Annotated in this window: 13 protein-coding genes; 4 read left to right on the forward strand and 9 right to left on the reverse strand. The window is 71.8% G+C overall.

Annotated elements, in window-relative coordinates:
* Positions 1-54: 54 nt before the first annotated feature.
* The 4 genes from DY218_RS05770 to DY218_RS05785 all read right to left on the reverse strand — a co-directional run bounded on the left by DY218_RS05770 (position 55) and on the right by DY218_RS05785 (position 3,607).
* Positions 55-750 (reverse strand): demethylmenaquinone methyltransferase, encoded by a 696-nt coding sequence (locus DY218_RS05770; protein WP_128554808.1) that lies wholly within the window; start codon positions 748-750, stop codon positions 55-57.
* Between the two features lie 59 nt (positions 751-809).
* Positions 810-1,385, reverse strand: a complete 576-nt coding sequence (locus tag DY218_RS05775; RefSeq protein ID WP_128554809.1) for an imidazolonepropionase-like domain-containing protein — start codon at positions 1,383-1,385, stop codon at positions 810-812.
* A gap of 45 nt (positions 1,386-1,430) precedes the next feature.
* Positions 1,431-2,684 (reverse strand): cyclic dehypoxanthinyl futalosine synthase, encoded by a 1,254-nt coding sequence (gene mqnC / locus DY218_RS05780; RefSeq protein ID WP_128554810.1) that lies wholly within the window; start codon positions 2,682-2,684, stop codon positions 1,431-1,433.
* 89 nt (positions 2,685-2,773) lie between these two features.
* Entirely contained in the window at positions 2,774-3,607 is an 834-nt protein-coding gene (locus DY218_RS05785) for a hypothetical protein (RefSeq protein ID WP_128554811.1), read from the reverse strand.
* A gap of 63 nt (positions 3,608-3,670) precedes the next feature.
* On the opposite strand from DY218_RS05785, the gene DY218_RS05790 reads away from it, so the two are divergent.
* Positions 3,671-5,008 (forward strand): hypothetical protein, encoded by a 1,338-nt coding sequence (locus DY218_RS05790; RefSeq protein ID WP_128554812.1) that lies wholly within the window; start codon positions 3,671-3,673, stop codon positions 5,006-5,008.
* 58 nt (positions 5,009-5,066) lie between these two features.
* A complete protein-coding gene (locus DY218_RS05795) occupies positions 5,067-5,801 on the forward strand; it encodes a hypothetical protein (protein ID WP_128554813.1) in 735 nt (244 codons plus the stop codon).
* 18 nt (positions 5,802-5,819) lie between these two features.
* Here the strand turns inward: DY218_RS05795 and DY218_RS05800 are convergent, their stop codons facing one another.
* Entirely contained in the window at positions 5,820-7,628 is a 1,809-nt protein-coding gene (locus DY218_RS05800) for a serine/threonine-protein kinase (protein WP_128554814.1), read from the reverse strand.
* Between the two features lie 122 nt (positions 7,629-7,750).
* Positions 7,751-8,602, reverse strand: coding sequence for a menaquinone biosynthetic enzyme MqnA/MqnD family protein (locus tag DY218_RS05805; RefSeq protein ID WP_128554815.1), 852 nt, complete (start codon positions 8,600-8,602; stop codon positions 7,751-7,753).
* Positions 8,603-8,893: 291 nt separating this feature from the next.
* On the opposite strand from DY218_RS05805, the gene DY218_RS05810 reads away from it, so the two are divergent.
* A complete protein-coding gene (locus DY218_RS05810; protein WP_016645643.1) occupies positions 8,894-9,097 on the forward strand; it encodes a cold-shock protein in 204 nt (67 codons plus the stop codon).
* A gap of 168 nt (positions 9,098-9,265) precedes the next feature.
* On the opposite strand, the gene DY218_RS05815 is transcribed toward DY218_RS05810, so the two are convergent.
* From DY218_RS05815 to DY218_RS05825, 3 genes are all read right to left on the reverse strand, one after another.
* Positions 9,266-10,825 carry an alpha/beta hydrolase gene (locus tag DY218_RS05815; RefSeq protein ID WP_128554816.1) on the reverse strand — a complete coding sequence of 520 codons (1,560 nt, stop codon included), beginning with the start codon at positions 10,823-10,825 and terminating at the stop codon, positions 9,266-9,268.
* A 112-nt stretch (positions 10,826-10,937) separates the two neighbouring features.
* Positions 10,938-12,830 (reverse strand): AMP-dependent synthetase/ligase, encoded by a 1,893-nt coding sequence (locus DY218_RS05820; protein WP_128554817.1) that lies wholly within the window; start codon positions 12,828-12,830, stop codon positions 10,938-10,940.
* A gap of 80 nt (positions 12,831-12,910) precedes the next feature.
* Complete coding sequence (locus DY218_RS05825) at positions 12,911-14,221, reverse strand: acetyl-CoA C-acetyltransferase (protein ID WP_128554818.1); 1,311 nt, start codon at positions 14,219-14,221, stop codon at positions 12,911-12,913.
* Positions 14,222-14,293: 72 nt separating this feature from the next.
* Here DY218_RS05825 and DY218_RS05830 point away from each other — a divergent pair, with 72 nt between their 5' ends.
* Positions 14,294-15,622, forward strand: a complete 1,329-nt coding sequence (locus DY218_RS05830) for a 3-oxoacyl-ACP reductase (protein WP_128554819.1) — start codon at positions 14,294-14,296, stop codon at positions 15,620-15,622.
* The last annotated feature ends 2 nt before the right edge of the window (positions 15,623-15,624 follow it).

The raw sequence follows: 15,624 nt of genomic DNA on the forward strand, positions 1-15,624 counted from the left end.
TCCCGTCAACCCGGAGTGATCAGGAGCGACTCCGGCCCCGGCCACGCTCCGCGCTCAGACCGGCTTGAACCCCCGGTGCAGCGCGACGATCCCGCCCGTCAGATTGCGCCAGGCGACCCGGGACCAGCCGGCCTGCCCGAGGCGCGCGGCGAGCGCGGGCTGGTCGGGCCAGTCGCGGATGGACTCGGCGAGATAGACGTACGCGTCCGGGTTGGAGGAGACCGCGCGGGCGACCGGCGGCAGCGCACGCATCAGGTACTCGGTGTACACCGTGCGGAAGGGCGCCCAGGTCGGCTGCGAGAATTCGCTGATGACAACGCGGCCGCCGGGCCGGGTGACCCGCAGCAGTTCGCGCAGCGCGACATCGGTCTCCTGGACGTTGCGCAGTCCGAAGGAGATCGTCACCGCGTCGAACACGTCGTCGCGGAACGGCAGTCGGGTCGCGTCGCCCGCCGTGAACGGCAGATGCGGGTGCCGCGCCTTGCCGACCTGCAGCATGCCGGTGGAGAAGTCGCAGGGCACCACGTACGAACCGGCCGCGGCGAACGGCAGCGAGGAGGTGGCGGTACCGGCGGCCAGGTCCAGGATCTTCTGCGCGGGACGCGCGTCGACGGCCTTCGCGACCTCCTTGCGCCAGAGCCGGGACTGCCCGAGGGACAGCACGTCATTGGTGAGGTCGTATCGCTCCGCGACGTCGTCGAACATCGTGGCGACTTCGTGCGGCTGCTTGTCCAGGGATGCGCGGGTCACGCGTCCCATTCAAGCAGTACGGCCGCCGGGGCCGACGGCGGCCCGCTGCCGCGCACAAGTCAGCGCGCACGATGGACGAGGCGACCGCCGAGCACCGTCACCAGGCAGCCGCCGTCCGGCGCGTACACCGCGAAGTCCGCCGCGCCGGACGGGGTGAGCGAGCGGGACAGCGGGCGCTCGGGTGCGACGGCGAGGCGGCGGATGCCCGAGCGCTCCGCGGCGGTGAGCACCTCCGGGCGGCGGAACGGGCCCGCGAGGGCCGTGGTCCCGGAGGCGAGCAGCCGCTGCAGCCCACGGCGGGCGCTGCCGGCCCAGCGGGTGCCGGTCAGGTCGAGGGCGGCGAGCGCGTCCCCGGTCAGCGGCGCCGTGCCGAGCACGTCGGCCTCGCGCGGGTCGGGCCAGTAGGTGTCGTCGAGCAGCGCGGGCGCGTCCGGCTCGTAGCGGCCGGGCGTGAGGATGCCGTCCCAGGTGCGGACCCTGGCCCGGTCCCCGTACTGCGCGAGCAGCTCCTCGTACGGCCCGATCGCGGCGATGCGGCTGCTGTCGACCACGAGGGCGTGCCCGTGCTCGGTCTCCGCCTCGCGCGGGTGGTCGGCGTACGGGCGGACGCCCTGCACGCGGTGGATGGTGAGCAACTCGGCCTCGTCGGGGGTGGTTCGGGCGCGCTACGGCGTCGACCGTCAGTTGGAGGCGAGCAGCTTCAGCTCGGGATGCGCCGTGCCGCCCTCCCGTCGCCCACCACCACCCTTGCCGGAGGCGCTACGCGCCGCTGTTTCACCGTCGAACGCGGTGGAGGACACGTGCGAGACGACGCGCTCGTCGACCGGGTCGTTCGCCGGGTCGTCGTGCACCACCAGGTGCTCGTAGGTGGTGGCGCGCTGCGCCGGGACACGGCCGGCCTTGCGGATCAGGTCGATGATCTCGAGGCGGTTGGAGCGGTGCTTGGCGCCGGCCGACGACACCACGTTCTCCTCCAGCATGATCGAGCCCAGGTCGTCCGCGCCGTAGTGCAGGGACAGCTGGCCGACCTCCTTGCCCGTGGTGAGCCAGGAGCCCTGGATGTGCGCCACGTTGTCCAGGAAGATGCGGGCGATCGCGATCATCCGCAGGTACTCGAAGAGGGTGGCCTGGGTGCGGCCCTTCAGATGGTTGTTCTCCGGCTGGTACGTGTACGGGATGAAGGCGCGGAAGCCGCCCGTCCGGTCCTGTACGTCGCGAATCATGCGCAGGTGCTCGATGCGCTCGGCGTTGGTCTCGCCGGTGCCCATCAGCATCGTGGACGTCGACTCGACGCCCAGGCCGTGCGCGATCTCCATGATCTCCAGCCAGCGCTCACCCGACTCCTTGAGCGGGGCGATCGCCTTGCGCGGCCGCGCGGGGAGCAGCTCGGCGCCGGCTCCGGCGAAGGAGTCGAGCCCGGCCGCGTGGATCCGCCGGATCGCGTCCTCGGCCGAGACCCCGGAGATACGGGCCATGTGCTCGATCTCGGAGGCGCCGAGGGAGTGGATGACCAGCTCCGGGTACGCCTTCTTGATCGCGGAGAAGTGCTCCTCGTAGTACTCCACGCCGAAGTCCGGGTGGTGGCCGCCCTGGAACATGATCTGGGTACCGCCCAGCTCGATGGTCTCCGCGCAGCGGCGCAGGATGTCGTCGAGGTCGCGGGTCCAGCCCTTGGCGGTGTCCTTGGGAGCGGCGTAGAAGGCGCAGAACTTGCACGCGGTGACGCACACGTTCGTGTAGTTGATGTTGCGCTCGATGATGTACGTCGCGATGTCCACCGTGTCCGCGTACCGCCGCCTGCGTACCGCGTCGGCGGCGGCGCCGAGCGCGTGCAGCGGCGCCGAACGGTAGAGGTCGAGGGCCTCTTCCGGTGTGATCCGCCCGCCATCGGCGGCGCGGTCGAGAACGGACTGGAGGTCGGCCTTCTCGGTCACCGGATGTCCCTTTCAGCGGGGGTGTGCAACGACCGATCCAGCGTACGCCAGGCCCGGCCGGCCGACCGGAGCGCCTCCCGCGGCCCGGATCACCGACGGCCGTCGCCCTCCTCGAGGAGCCGTACGGTGCTGAGGATCTTGCGGACCGTGGCGTCGGACACCTCGTCGGGCACCCCGTGGGCGCCGATGAGGCTCCAGGACACGAAGTCGCCCTCGGCGTTCTCGAAGGCGAAGGTGGTCGCCTTGCCGTCGCTGTCGCACTTGCCCTCGGCGGGCGCTCCGGAAGAGGTGACGGTGGCGAGGCTGCCCTCGAGCCCCGACTTCGTCCGGTACGGCTCGGCCCTGCCCAGCTCGAGATGGGTGCGGTCGGGCTGGGTGTAGGCGCCGTAGACCCAGTTCTTCGCGGTGTCCTCGGCGGCCTCCGCGGTGTTCTTGGCGCCGTTGTTGCCGGTGGTGCCGGTCGAGGCGAGTTCCGTGTGCTCCTCGGTGCCGTCCTTGTCGTCGTCGGACGAGCACCACTTCGCCTTGAGTACGGCCGGACCCATCATGGCGACCAGCGGCTTCTCGTCGGGGTCGTCGTCCTCGGCGACATAGCTCACCCAGTCCGGGGACTTCACGGCCCAGGAGGGCGGCACGTCGAAGCTGATGCCGCGCTTGGCGTTGACCACCGTCTTCCAGCCGGAGATCTGGGGGCCGGAGCCGCCCTTCGTCCCCGAACGGTCGGTGTCGTCGGCGCTCACCGAGGCCTGCGGGGTGGGCTTCCCGTCGGCCCGCCGGTCCGCGTCTCCCCCGTCGTCGCCGAGCACCAGGAAGCCGGTGACCGCGGCGGCCACCACGACCACGGTGGCGGCGGCCACGGCGACGATCGTGGTCCGGTTGCGGGGGCTGCGCGAGGGCTCGGGCGACTGCTGTGACTGCCACATGAGCGGTGAGTCTAGATGTGTCATGATCCGGCCAGTCACAGCGACTGGAGAAGAGACCGACTCATGACCACGAGCCCCGGCGGTACCTCACCCCTGCCACCCTTCCCGCCGGAACTCCCTCACCCAGTCGGGCCGTACGGACCCCGGTACGGCCATCCGGCACCCTCGCCCACACGCTACGAACTGCTCGCCCACCGCGCCGAGGCGCTGCGCATCCTGGTACGCCGCGACCTCTCACCGCTCCGGCTCGGCTCCGGCGCACTGCTGACCCTCGCCGCGGGCACGGCGTGGTTCTCCTTCATCGGCGCGGTGGACGACCTGACGCGTGATCAGGGCGACGTCCCCCGGGCCGTGTTCGCCCTGATCGTCGGCGTACTGGTCACGGCAGGCTGCGCGTTGGCCCTGACACGGGGTTGGGCGGCACGCCGCCGGCGCCAACACCTCCTGTACGCCTGGGCGGCCTGGCACCAGCACCCCGCGGTCCAGGCGACCCCCGTCGCGCACGTCCCGGACAGCTCGTCGCGGGCGCCCGGCCACTACGCCCTGCGGAGCCTGTGGGTCTGCGTCGCCGCCCTCACCACGCTCTTCGGCCTGATCCTGGTGGCCCGCGGCGCGGACGAGGAACAGGCCCTGCACGCCGTGGGGTTCGGCGGTCTCGGACTGCTGCTGCTCGGGGCGGCGGCCCGCGGCACCTGGAAGGCGCTCCGGCTCGCGCAGCGGGTCCGCTTCACCGGCATCGACGAGATACCGGGGGCCGAGCACCTGTCCCGGCACACGACGACCGTGCGCGGCTCGCGGCCGCTCGGCTGGAAGTCCCTGAGGGATCCGGACACGCGGTTCGGCAGGTTCACGGCCCGTACGCCCGCGTGGGCCGTGCTCTGCGGGTCGGCGCTCCTCTCGGCCGCGGCAGCGGCGACCGCCTTCGTCGGCGGCTACGTCCTGGCGCTCGGTGTGCTGGCCGCGCTCGTCCTGTCGGTCACCGTCGGGGCGTACGACCACCGGGGGCGGTACGCCGTGCCCGCGCTGATCGCGGGCCTGTGCATGGCCGGCTTCGGCTGGGGCGCGGGCGAGGCGCAGATCCTCGCCGACCGCGGTGTGTGGATCGACGGCGTGGTGACGGACGTACGGGTACCGAAGGGCCGGGGCTCGACCAGCTGCGGCGTACAGGACGCGGACGGCGAACCGCTCCCGCAGCGCGTCAGCTCCTGCACCGGGCGCTCGGCCGGGGACCGGATCAGGGTGATCGTGGATCCGGAGAACGACGCCGCACCGGCCCTCACCGAACCCGCCCCGGTCGGCCTGCGCACGACCGCGGCCTTCTCGGCCGTGGTGTTCGTCGCGAGCGTGACGGCGGGGATGAGCCGGGGACACCACAACCGCCGGCTTCTGCAACAGACCTGAGCGGGCCGAGCCGTACGCCCACCTCCCCCGCACGCCGATTCCGGCGCACACTCGACAGGTGGCAGCGAATCGGGAAGCGGACGCACAGCAGACGGACACGCAGCACACCGGCACCGGCGCCGACGAGGCCGCGGCGTGGCGGGAACGGCTCGGCTGGACGCACGGCCTCACGGCGGACGACCCGGCGGCACGCACCACGGCCCTGACCCGCCTGACCGAATCCCGCCACCACATCGAGGAGGCCCTCGAGGAGCTGAACGGGATGTGGCGGCGGAAGTCGCCGCCGGGTTCCACCCGGCACTACCGGGAGACGGAGCTGACGCGGGCGAGCGTCAACTACGCGGAGGCCAGGAGCCGTTCACTGCCCGAAGGGCTCTGGGACCGGCCACCCGGCACGGACATCACCACCTGGCCCGGCCTGCCCTACGCACTCCGCTTCCTGGAGTGGGAGGCGAAGCACCCGCAGGAGTGGACGCGCCTGGCGAAGGCCTGGGGCACCAAGGAACGCCTGCTCAGGGACCTGGCCGCCGCACACCACGACGAGACGGTCACCGCACGACTCACCGACCTGGTCGAGCGGATCGTCGCCCGCCCGTACCGCTGCAAGGATCTCGAGTACGTACGGATCGCCCGGGCCGTCGACAGCGACGAGCTGCGCCGCCGGCTCGCAGCCGCCACCGAATCGGAACACTCCTGGGCACGGCAGCACGGCGCGTACGTCCTGTGGATGCTGGATCATCCATCGGTGCCCAACACCCGCCATTCCTGGCGGACTTGGCTCGCACAGGAGTGAACGGGCCGGCGGGTCGCCTCAGTTCTGCTTGGTCAGGCGGGCCGTCGGATTGCCGGCCTTCGGGTCCTTGAGGGCGTACGTCAGGCCGTCGTCGCCGACTCGGGTGAGGGTGACGGTCCCGGTGTTCGGGGAACAGCGGGAGTCCTTCTTGTCCGCCGGAGTGCCGGTCGCGACGAGCTGCTTCTCCGATACGGACTTGAGCTCGAGGATGTCGGTGCAGGTGCTGGCTCCGAGTTCGTCCGTCATCGCTGCGGTGCCGATCCGCTCGCCCTTCTTTCCCTGGCTCACGACCACCTTCATGGTGCCGGCGGGAAGCTTCCTGCCGAGGGCGTCCGCAGTCGCGTTGCCCTCCCAAGTCCCCAGGTACGCCGCCGGAATCGGCCCGGATCCACCGCCGCTGGGCTCCGCGTCGCTGGGTTCGCCCGAGGGCTCGTTCGTCGGTTGGTCCGTCGGTTTGTCGGAAGCCCCACTGCCCGGGGGGTCACCGGCCTGGTCCTGACCCCCTCCCCCGCCACTGCCCGGCAGCAGGTCGAACATGAACGCCGAGCCGAGCGTGACGGCGGCCAGCGCACCGGCCACCGCGAGCGCGACCGTGCAACTCACCTTGCGGCCACGGCCGTCGGAGTCCCGGGCGGACCCGGCCGCGACGGAGACGGACAGCTTGCCGGGCCCGGTCTGCGTCGCCGCTCCCGGCTCGGCGTGCGCGGCGGCCGGTGCGTCCTGCCCTCCGCCGGTCTCGGTCCGCGGGTGGCCCCCGGTCGCGGGGTCACCGCCCGCGCCGACGGCCGGCCCTTGGGCGTACGACGGATCGGGCGGCCCGAACATGCCGCCGGCCGGGGCGGCGGAACCCCTCGTACCGCCGTCGGAACCCCCGGCCACGGACGCGTTGGTGAACGGCACCGGCCCCGACGGCTCGTCCCCTGTCGCCTCCAGGTCGAGGAGGCTGACCGCGCTGCGGCTGACCTGCTCCACCAGCGGTGCCGGCAGCCAGCCGGAGGCGGCGAGGGCGGCCGCGCCGTCGGGGGCGAGCCGGGACGCGACCTCCTGCGGGGTGGGCCGGTCCGCCGGGTTCTTGGCCAGGCAGGCGGCGATCAAGGCGTGCAGATCGTCGTCGGGCAGGGAGAGTTCGGGCTCCTCGTGGACGACCTTGTAGAGCAACGCGGCCGACGAGTCACCGGCGAACGGCGCCCCGCCCGTGGCCGCGTACGCCAGCACCGCACCCAGCGAGAAGACGTCGGCCGCCCCGGTGACGCCCTTGCCGAGGATCTGCTCGGGCGACATGTATCCGGGCGAGCCGATCGAGACGCCGGTCGAGGTCAGCGAGGCGGTGCCGTCGGTGGCCCGGGCGATCCCGAAGTCGATCAGGCGTGGGCCGTCCAGGGACAGCAGGACGTTCGACGGCTTCACGTCGCGGTGCACCAGGCCGAGTCCGTGCACCGCCGCGAGGGACTCGCCGAGCCCCGCCCCGAGCACCCGCACCGAGTGCTCCGGCAGCGCGCGCAGCGGCCCGCGCTCGCCGACCGCGCGCGACAGGGCGGGCCCGGCGACATAACCGGTGGCCACCCAGGGCACCGAGGCCTCCGGATCCGCGTCCAGCACGGGCGCCGTCCAGGCGCCGCCGACCCGGCGGGCCGCGTCGACCTCGCGCCGGAAGCGCTCGCGGAACTCCTCGTCGAGCGCGAAGTGCGGGTGCACGACCTTGACCGCGACCGTGCGCCCGCCGCTGCTGCGGCCCAGATAGACGCGGCCCATGCCGCCCGCGCCGAGCCGGCCGAGCAGACGGTAGGGACCGATGACGGTCGGTTCACCGGCTTCGAGCGGCTGCATGACGTGGTGCCTCCCCCTGGAACTGCGCGTACAGGGAGCGTAGGCGCTGTACGGCACGGGATCACGGGGTGGTCGGCCGGGAAAGTACGGGAGGGCCCCGTCGGGAAGACCGAGCCGTACCGTCAGGAACTCAGCAGCTCCACCCGCGCGTCCGGCGCGAATCCGGTCGTCGGGCCGACCCGGCGCGCGAACTCCTCCACACCCGCCAGCTGATCGGGACCGAAGCGGAAGTCGAGCGTCGTGAAGTACCGCTCCAGGACCGCCGCGTCGAAGGCCTCCCAGCGCGCGGCCTGCTCCGCGACCTTGGCGACCTCTTCGAGGGACACGTCGCGCGAGGCCAGAAACGCCTCGTGCACCTTCTCCACGAGCAGCGGCTGCTCGGCCAGATACTCCTTGCGTACGGCCCACACCGCGAAGACGAACGGAAGGCCCGTCCAGTCCTTCCACATCTGTCCGAGATCGTGGACCTCGAGGCCGAGGCGCGGGGCGTCGTGCAGATTCGCCCGCAGAGCCGCGTCCCCGATCAGTACCGCCGCGTCCGCCTCCTGCATCATCAGGCCGAGGTCGGGCGGGCAGGTGTAGTAGTCGGGCGTGACGCCGATGCTCTCCGCGAGCAGCAGCTGGGCCAGGCGGACCGAGGTGCGCGAGGTCGAGCCGAGCGCCACCCGCGCCCCGTCCAGACGGTCGAGCGGGAGCTGCGAGACGATCACGCAGGACATCACGGGCCCGTCGCAGCCGACGGCAATGTCCGGCAGTGCCACCAGCTGATCGGCGTGCTTCAGGTACTCGACGAGGGTGACCGGGCCGATGTCGAGGTCGCCGCGGACGAGCTGTTCGCTGAGCTTTTCCGGGGTGTCCTTGCTGAGCTCCAGGTCGAGCAGCGTCCCGGTCCGGGCGAGGCCCCAGTACAGGGGCAGACAGTTCAGGAACTGGATGTGCCCGACGCGCGGGCGTGTACGGGGAGAATTGTCCACATCGTGAGGCTAGCCCCTTCGCCGCCGGATGCGACCTCGGGGTACCGAACAGTCGCTTGGCCAGGGCATTCCGTACGGTCTTCAAGCTTCCGGGTGACGTGATCTTGCCCTCTATCCCTTTCCAGTGACTGCGTGCTAGGCTCGCCGCAAGTTGCAGTTTGGTTTCCCTTGCAGTACAGAGCCTGCGGAGCATGTGACCGCAGGCTCTCGTCGTTTTCAGACTTTTACGAATGTGCTTGACACGCGTGCAGGTTCTGGAGCAGGGCAACCCTTTGGCCCAAGGAGGGCTTTATGGCTACCGGAACCGTGAAGTGGTTCAACGCTGAAAAGGGCTTTGGCTTCATCGCCCAGGAAGGCGGCGGCCCGGATGTCTTTGTCCACTACTCCGCGATCAACGCGTCCGGCTTCCGCTCCCTCGAGGAGAACCAGGCCGTGACCTTCGACGTTACGCAGGGCCCGAAGGGCCCGCAGGCGGAGAACGTCACCCCGGCCTGACCCGGAAAACCGGCCCGGCCGGTTCTCTGATCCGGAACGGATAGCAGTACCCAAGGAGCCCTTCCCCGCCTCGGCGGGGAAGGGCTCCTGCCTTTGATCCAGCACCTCCGGCCCGTCCCGAGGAAAGACCAGGAGTATGGAGGGTGAACTTCCGCTTTCCTTGCGGATCTACGAATCCGAACCCTCGTCCGCCCCGCAGGATGCCCCGGTACGCGGCACATTTCCGTACATCAGATAGTCGTTGACCTTCTGGTGCACGCATTTCGAGGACATGTAGCCGGTGTGGCCCTCGCCCCGGTTGTCGATGACGACGGCCGCGTCGCCGAGCCGTCCGGCGGTCTCCTCCGTCCACCGGTACGGGGTCGCCGGGTCTCCGCGGGTACCGACCAGGACGATCTTCGGGGTGTCCACGTCGTGGATCTTGCGGATGTAGTCGGTGCCCTTGGGCATCCCGGCGCAGCTGATCACGCTCTGCAGCCGGGACGGGCCGAAGACGGCCGACGCCTCGGTGTACTCCTTGAGGAGCTTGCCGGAGGTCTCCTCGGCCTCGAGCTGGGCGGCGGTCGGGCGGTCGGGGTCGTCGGCGCAGTTCACGGTGACGAGTGCGGTCGTCTCGTTGTCGGAGGGGATCTTGTCCGCGGCGAGCTTCGGTGACTGTGCCGGGACGCGCTGCCCCTGCCCGGAGTCCTGGTCCTGCTGCGCCGGTACCGAGCCGGTGAGGCGGAGCAGCGGTGTCGGGTCGCCCTCGCTGCCGAGGGCGCCGAGCGCCTGCGAGAGGTACGGCCACATGGCGCGCTGGTAGAGCGCGGCACCGATCGAGTTGACCAGGTCGTCGCCGCTGAACTGCAGTCCGTCGGCGGTCTCCAGGGGCTTGTTGTTCAGCCCGTCGACCAGCTTGTCCATGGTCTCGCGGGCGGTGCGGGCGTCGTCGCCGAGTACGCAGCCCGCGTTGGCGGTGCACCAGGTGATGAAGTCGTCCAGGGCAGTCTGCTGGCCCTCCGCGCTGATCAGCCCCTGCTCGACCAGCGGCTCCACGAGGGTGTCCACCCCGTCGAGCGCCATCCGGCCGACCTTCTTCGGGAACTGTGCCGCGTAGACCGCACCGAGCCGGGTGCCGTAGGAGAAACCCAGGTAGGTGAGCTTCTTGTCGCCGAGTGCGGCTCGCATGACGTCCATGTCGCGGGAGACGTTCACCGTGCCCATGTGCTCGAGGACCGGTCCGGAGAGCTTCTTGCACTGCTCGTACGCCGCGCGCAGGTATTCGATCTCCGCCCGGACGCCGTCGTCGGTGGGCTCGGGGAGGCCCTCGCCGTCGCCGCAGGTGACCGGGGAGCTCTGGCCGACTCCGCGCGGGTCGAAGCCCACCACGTCGTACTCGTCGGTGAGATCGCCGAGCGGCTTGGCGAGGTCGGCGATGCCGGAGACGCCGGGGCCGCCCGGTCCGCCGAAGTTGACCAGGACCGAGCCCTTCGGCTTCGTGGAGGCCGGGATGCGGCCGACGGCCAGCTTCACGGTGCCCTTGTCCGGGGCGGAGTAGTCGAGCGGGACGGTGACCGTGCCGCATCGCATGTCCTTCGGGGCGTCCGACAGATCGCAGGCGCCCCATTCGATCTTCTGCTGGTAGAAGCGGGCCAGGTCCGGATCGTCCTCGGCGGCGGCCAGGGCGGGTGCCCCGGCCGCGAGCAGACCGAGGGCGGCGGCTCCCGCTATCGCACCTCGTACGCGCATGGCAGCTCTCCCTGGGGAACGGGAACGTGCCCCTCGGATCACGATAGGGGCGACCTTCGGGTGCCGCCTGTTCACGCTGTGTGGTCACCGGGCGGGTGCGCGCCGCCCGCGGTCACGCACCGTACAGAGCGTCGATCTCCTTGGCGAAGTCCCGCTCGATCTCCGTGCGTTTCAGTTTCAGGGACGGGGTGAGGTGGCCGCCCTCCTCGGTGAAGTCCCCGGGCAGGACGGTGAATTCGCGGATCGACTCGGCGCGCGAGACCAGCTTGTTGGCGTCGTCGACCGCCCGCTGCAGGGTCTCACGCAGCTCCGGGTCCCGCGCGAGCTCCTCGGCGGGCATCCCGTCCTTCTTGCGCATCCGCAGCCAGTGGTCGATGCCGTCGGGTTCCAGCGTGAGCAGCGCGGTGATGTACGGGCGGTCGTCACCGACGACCATGCACTGGCCGATCAGCGGGTGGGCGCGCAGCCAGTCCTCGAGCGGGGCGGGTGCGACGTTCTTGCCGCCGGTGGTGATGAGGATGTCCTTCTTGCGGCCGGTGATGCTGAGATAGCCGTCCTCGTCGAGGGTTCCGATGTCGCCGGTCGCGAACCAGGTGTCGTACGCGGGGACCGCGGCGCCGAGCTCCGGGTCCCAGTAGCCGCTGAAGACCTGGTTGCCGCGGAGCAGCACCTCGCCGTCGGCGCCGATCCGTACGCCGGTGCCGGGCAGCGGCCATCCGACCGTGCCGAGCCGGGGCCGCAGCGGCGGGGTGACGGTGGCGGCGGCGGTGGTCTCGGTGAGTCCGTACCCCTCGTAGATCTGGATGCCGGCGCCGGCGTAGAAGGCGGCGAGCCGGCGGCCGAGCGGTGAGCCGCCGCAGATCGCGTACCGGACGCGGCCGCCGAGTGCGGCCCGGATGCGCCGGTAGACCAGCGGGTCGTAGAGCGCGCGGGCGGCCCGCAGCGCGAGACCGGGGCCGGGTCCGGTGCCGTGCTGCCGTGCCTCGACGGCCTCGCCGTAGCTGCGGGCGATGCGGGCCGCGCGGTCGAAGGAGGCGGCGCGGCCGAGCTTCTCCGCGGTGGCGCGGCCGGTGTTGTAGACCTTCTCCAGGACGTACGGGATGGCCAGCAGGAAGGTCGGGCGGAAGCCGGCGAGATCGGCGAGCAGGTCCTCGGTCTTGATGCTCGGGGCGTGGCCGAGGCGTACCCGGGCGCGCAGACAGCCGATCGCGACCATCCGTCCGAAGACGTGCGACAGGGGCAGGAAGAGCAGGGTCGAAGCGGGCTCCCTGGACAGCGACTTGAACACCGGGTGCAGGAGTTCGATGGCGTTGTCGACCTCGGCGAAGAAATTGCCGTGGCTGAGCACACAGCCCTTGGGGCGGCCGGTGGTGCCCGAGGTGTAGATGAGGGTGGCGATGCTGTCGGGGGTGAGGGCTGCGCGGCGCTCGTCCAGTGCGGCGTCCGGTGTGCCGGCGCCCGATTCGGCGACACCGCCCAGGTCTTCGAAGGTCCACAGATGCAGCAGGTCCGGGATGCGGTCGCGCTCCGGGCCGAGGGCCGCGGACTGGCCGCGGGTCTCCACGACGAGGGCGCGGGCGCCGGAGTTCTGCAGGATCCAGCGGGTCTGGAAGGACGAGGAGGTCGGGTACACCGGGACGGTGACCAGGCCCGCCGCCCAGGCCGCGAAGTCGACCAGGGTCCACTCGTACGTCGTACGGGCCATGATCGCGAGGCGGTCGCCGGGTTCCAGGCCCTGTGCGATCAACCCCTGGGCGAGGGCGCGGACTTCGGCCGCGAAGGCCGCCGCGGTGACGTCACGCCAGTGGCCGGTCGCGTCCTTGCGGCTGAGTACGGGCTCGTTTGGGGCCTCGGCCGCATTGGTGAACGGGATGTCGGCGAGCGACCCCTGGCCGACGGTCCCGGCGAGCGGCGGTACGGACACCTCCCGCACCTGCCCGTCTGTCCTGACCGTGTGCGGCTCGACGAGCGAGGGCGGCGGCGGGTTGGGCGTCCTGCGGGACATGGCGGCTCCGTGTGGGCAGGGGATGAGGGTGCGGTGCGGGCGGCGGCGCGGGTGGTGCGGGTGAGCAACAGCCGTACGGCTCAGGCGCGTTCGAGGATCGCCGTCACCCCCTGGCCGCCGGCCGCGCAGACGGAGATCAGGCCGCGGGCCGGGCCCTCGCGCTCGGCGAGCAGCTTGGCGAGGGTCGCGACGATGCGGGCGCCGGTCGCCGCGAAGGGGTGTCCGGTGGCGAGCGAGGAGCCCGCGACATTCAGCCGGTCGCGGTCCACGGTGCCGATCCCGCGCTTCTCCCAGGCCGCGAGGGTGGCGAGCACCTGGGACGCGAAGGCCTCGTGCACCTCGATCAGATCGAAGTCCGCCAGGGTGAGCCCGGCCCGCTCCAGCATCCGCGGCACCGCGTACGCGGGCGCCATCAACAGCCCGTCCTCGCCGTCCCGTACATCGCCCTCGACGAAGTCCACGGCGGCCGTCTCGCACTCGGTGAGATACGCGAGCGGGGTGTGGCCGTGCTCGGCGGCCCACTCCTCACTGGCGAGCAGCACGGTGGCGGCGCCGTCGGTCAGCGGGGTCGAATTGCCCGCCGTCATCGTGGGGTTCGTGCCGCCGACGCCGAACACCGGCTTCAAGGAGCCGAGTTTCTGCACTGTCGAGCCGGGGCGCAGATTGTGGTCGCGTGCGAGGCCGTTGAAGGGCACCACGAGGTCGGTGAAGAAGCCTCGCTCGTACGCGTCGAAGAGCCGGCGGTGGCTCGCGGCGGCCAGCTCGTCCTGCTCCTCGCGGGTCACGCCCCACTTCAGGGCGGTGACCGCGGCGTGCTCGCCCATCGAAAGCCCGGTCCTGGGCTCGGAGTTGCGCGGGATGTCCGGTACCAGGTGGCCTGGGCGGATCTTGGCGAGCGCCTTGAGCCGGGCGCCCGTGCTCTTCGCGCGGCGGGCCTCGAGGAGGATGCGGCGCAGGGCGTCGTTGATGCCGAGCGGGGCGTCGCTCGCGGTATCGGCGCCGCCGGCGATCGCACTGTCGAGCCGGCCGAGGGCGATCTTGTCGGCGGCGGCGATCACGGCCTGCAGGCCGGTGCCGCAGGCCTGTTGGATGTCGTAGGCCGGCGTGCGGGGATCGAGGGCGGAGCCGAGGACCGTCTCGCGGGCCAGATTGAAGTCGCGGCTGTGCTTGAGCACGGCGCCGGCCACGAACTCGCCCACCGGCTTCCCGCGCAGCCCGAAGCGGTCGGCGAGGCCGTCCAGGGCGGCGGTCAGCATGTCCTGGTTGGACGCGGTGGCGTACGGGCCGTCGGCGCGCGCGAAGGGGATGCGGCTGCCGCCGACGACGGCCACCCGCTTGACGGTTGCCGCCGGGCGTTCCGCTGCCGCCGTCTTTCCACCGGATGTCGTCATCTCTCGACCAGCTCCTGACCCTTGAGTAACCTTACTCCGAAGTAAATCTACGACCGCGCAGGGAGTCGGACAATGGCGGACCGCTATCTGAACTTCACCGGCACAGGACCCGGCCGTTTCCTGACGGGGAAGTTCGGACTCCCGCAGCCCGTCGCCCTGCACCGCTGGTCGGCCGAACGGCCTTCCCTGGAAGGGCCGTTGCTGCATCTCACCGCGGGCGGCACGCCGGCCGACGGCCTGCCCGGCGTACTGGACCGGACGGGCCTGCAGCGGACCACCGACCCCGCCGCGGCCCCGCGCCCCGCCGCCGTCGTGGTGGACGCCGTCTCCGTCGCGACCGCCGAAGGACTCGCCGGCGTGCACGCCGCACTGCACCCCGTGGTGCGGTCCGTGGCGCGCGGCGGCCGGGTGATCGTACTCGGTGCCCCTCCGTCGGCGGACGACCACCACCAGGCCGCCGCCCAGCAGGCGCTCGAAGGGTTCGTCCGGTCGCTCGGCAAGGAGATCGGGGGCGGGCGCACGGTGACCCTGGTACGCCTGACCTCGGCGGATGCGGCCGAGTCGACGCTGCGCTTCCTGCTCTCGCCCAAGTCGGCGTACCTCAGCGGGCAGGTGATCTCGGTGGCGGGCGGGGAGCTTCCCGCCGAGGACCCGGGCGCCCCCGACGACCGCCCGCTGTCCGGCCGTACCGCCCTGGTGACCGGCGCCGCGCGCGGGATCGGTGCCGCCGTCGCCGAGACCCTGGCCCGGGACGGCGCCCGGCTCGTGCTGCTCGACGTCCCCGCGGCCGAGGAAGATCTGAACCGCCTCGCGGACCGCCTCGGCGGCACCGCGCTTCCGCTCGACATCACCGCCGACGACGCCGGCGAGATCATCGTCGCCGCGCTCCCCGACGGCCTCGACATCCTGGTCCACAACGCGGGCATCACCCGCGACCGCAGACTCGCCAACATGCCTGCCGAGCGCTGGAGTTCGGTGCTGCGGGTGAACCTGGACAGCGTCCTGCGCACCACCGACGCCCTGCTCAAGGCCGGCACCCTGCGCCGCGGCGGCCGTATCGTCGCCACCGCGTCCATCGCCGGCATCGCGGGCAACACCGGACAGACCAACTACGCGGCGAGCAAGGCCGGAATCATCGGCCTGGTGCACTCGCTCGCCCCGCGCGCACTCGCCGAGCACGGCGTCACGGTCAACGCGGTCGCGCCCGGCTTCATCGAGACGAAGATGACGGCCGCGGTCCCGCTGTTCATCCGCGAGGCCGGCCGCCGGATGAACTCCCTTGCCCAGGGCGGACTTCCGGTCGACGTCGCCGAGACCACCGCCTGGTTCGCCGCCCCGGGGTCGGGCGCGGTCAACGGCCAGGTGGTCCGGGTCTGCGGCCAGAGCCTCCTGGGGGCCTGAGC

The sequence above is a fragment of the Streptomyces triticagri genome, assembly GCF_003429565.1.
GTDB classification, from domain to species: domain Bacteria; phylum Actinomycetota; class Actinomycetes; order Streptomycetales; family Streptomycetaceae; genus Streptomyces; species Streptomyces triticagri.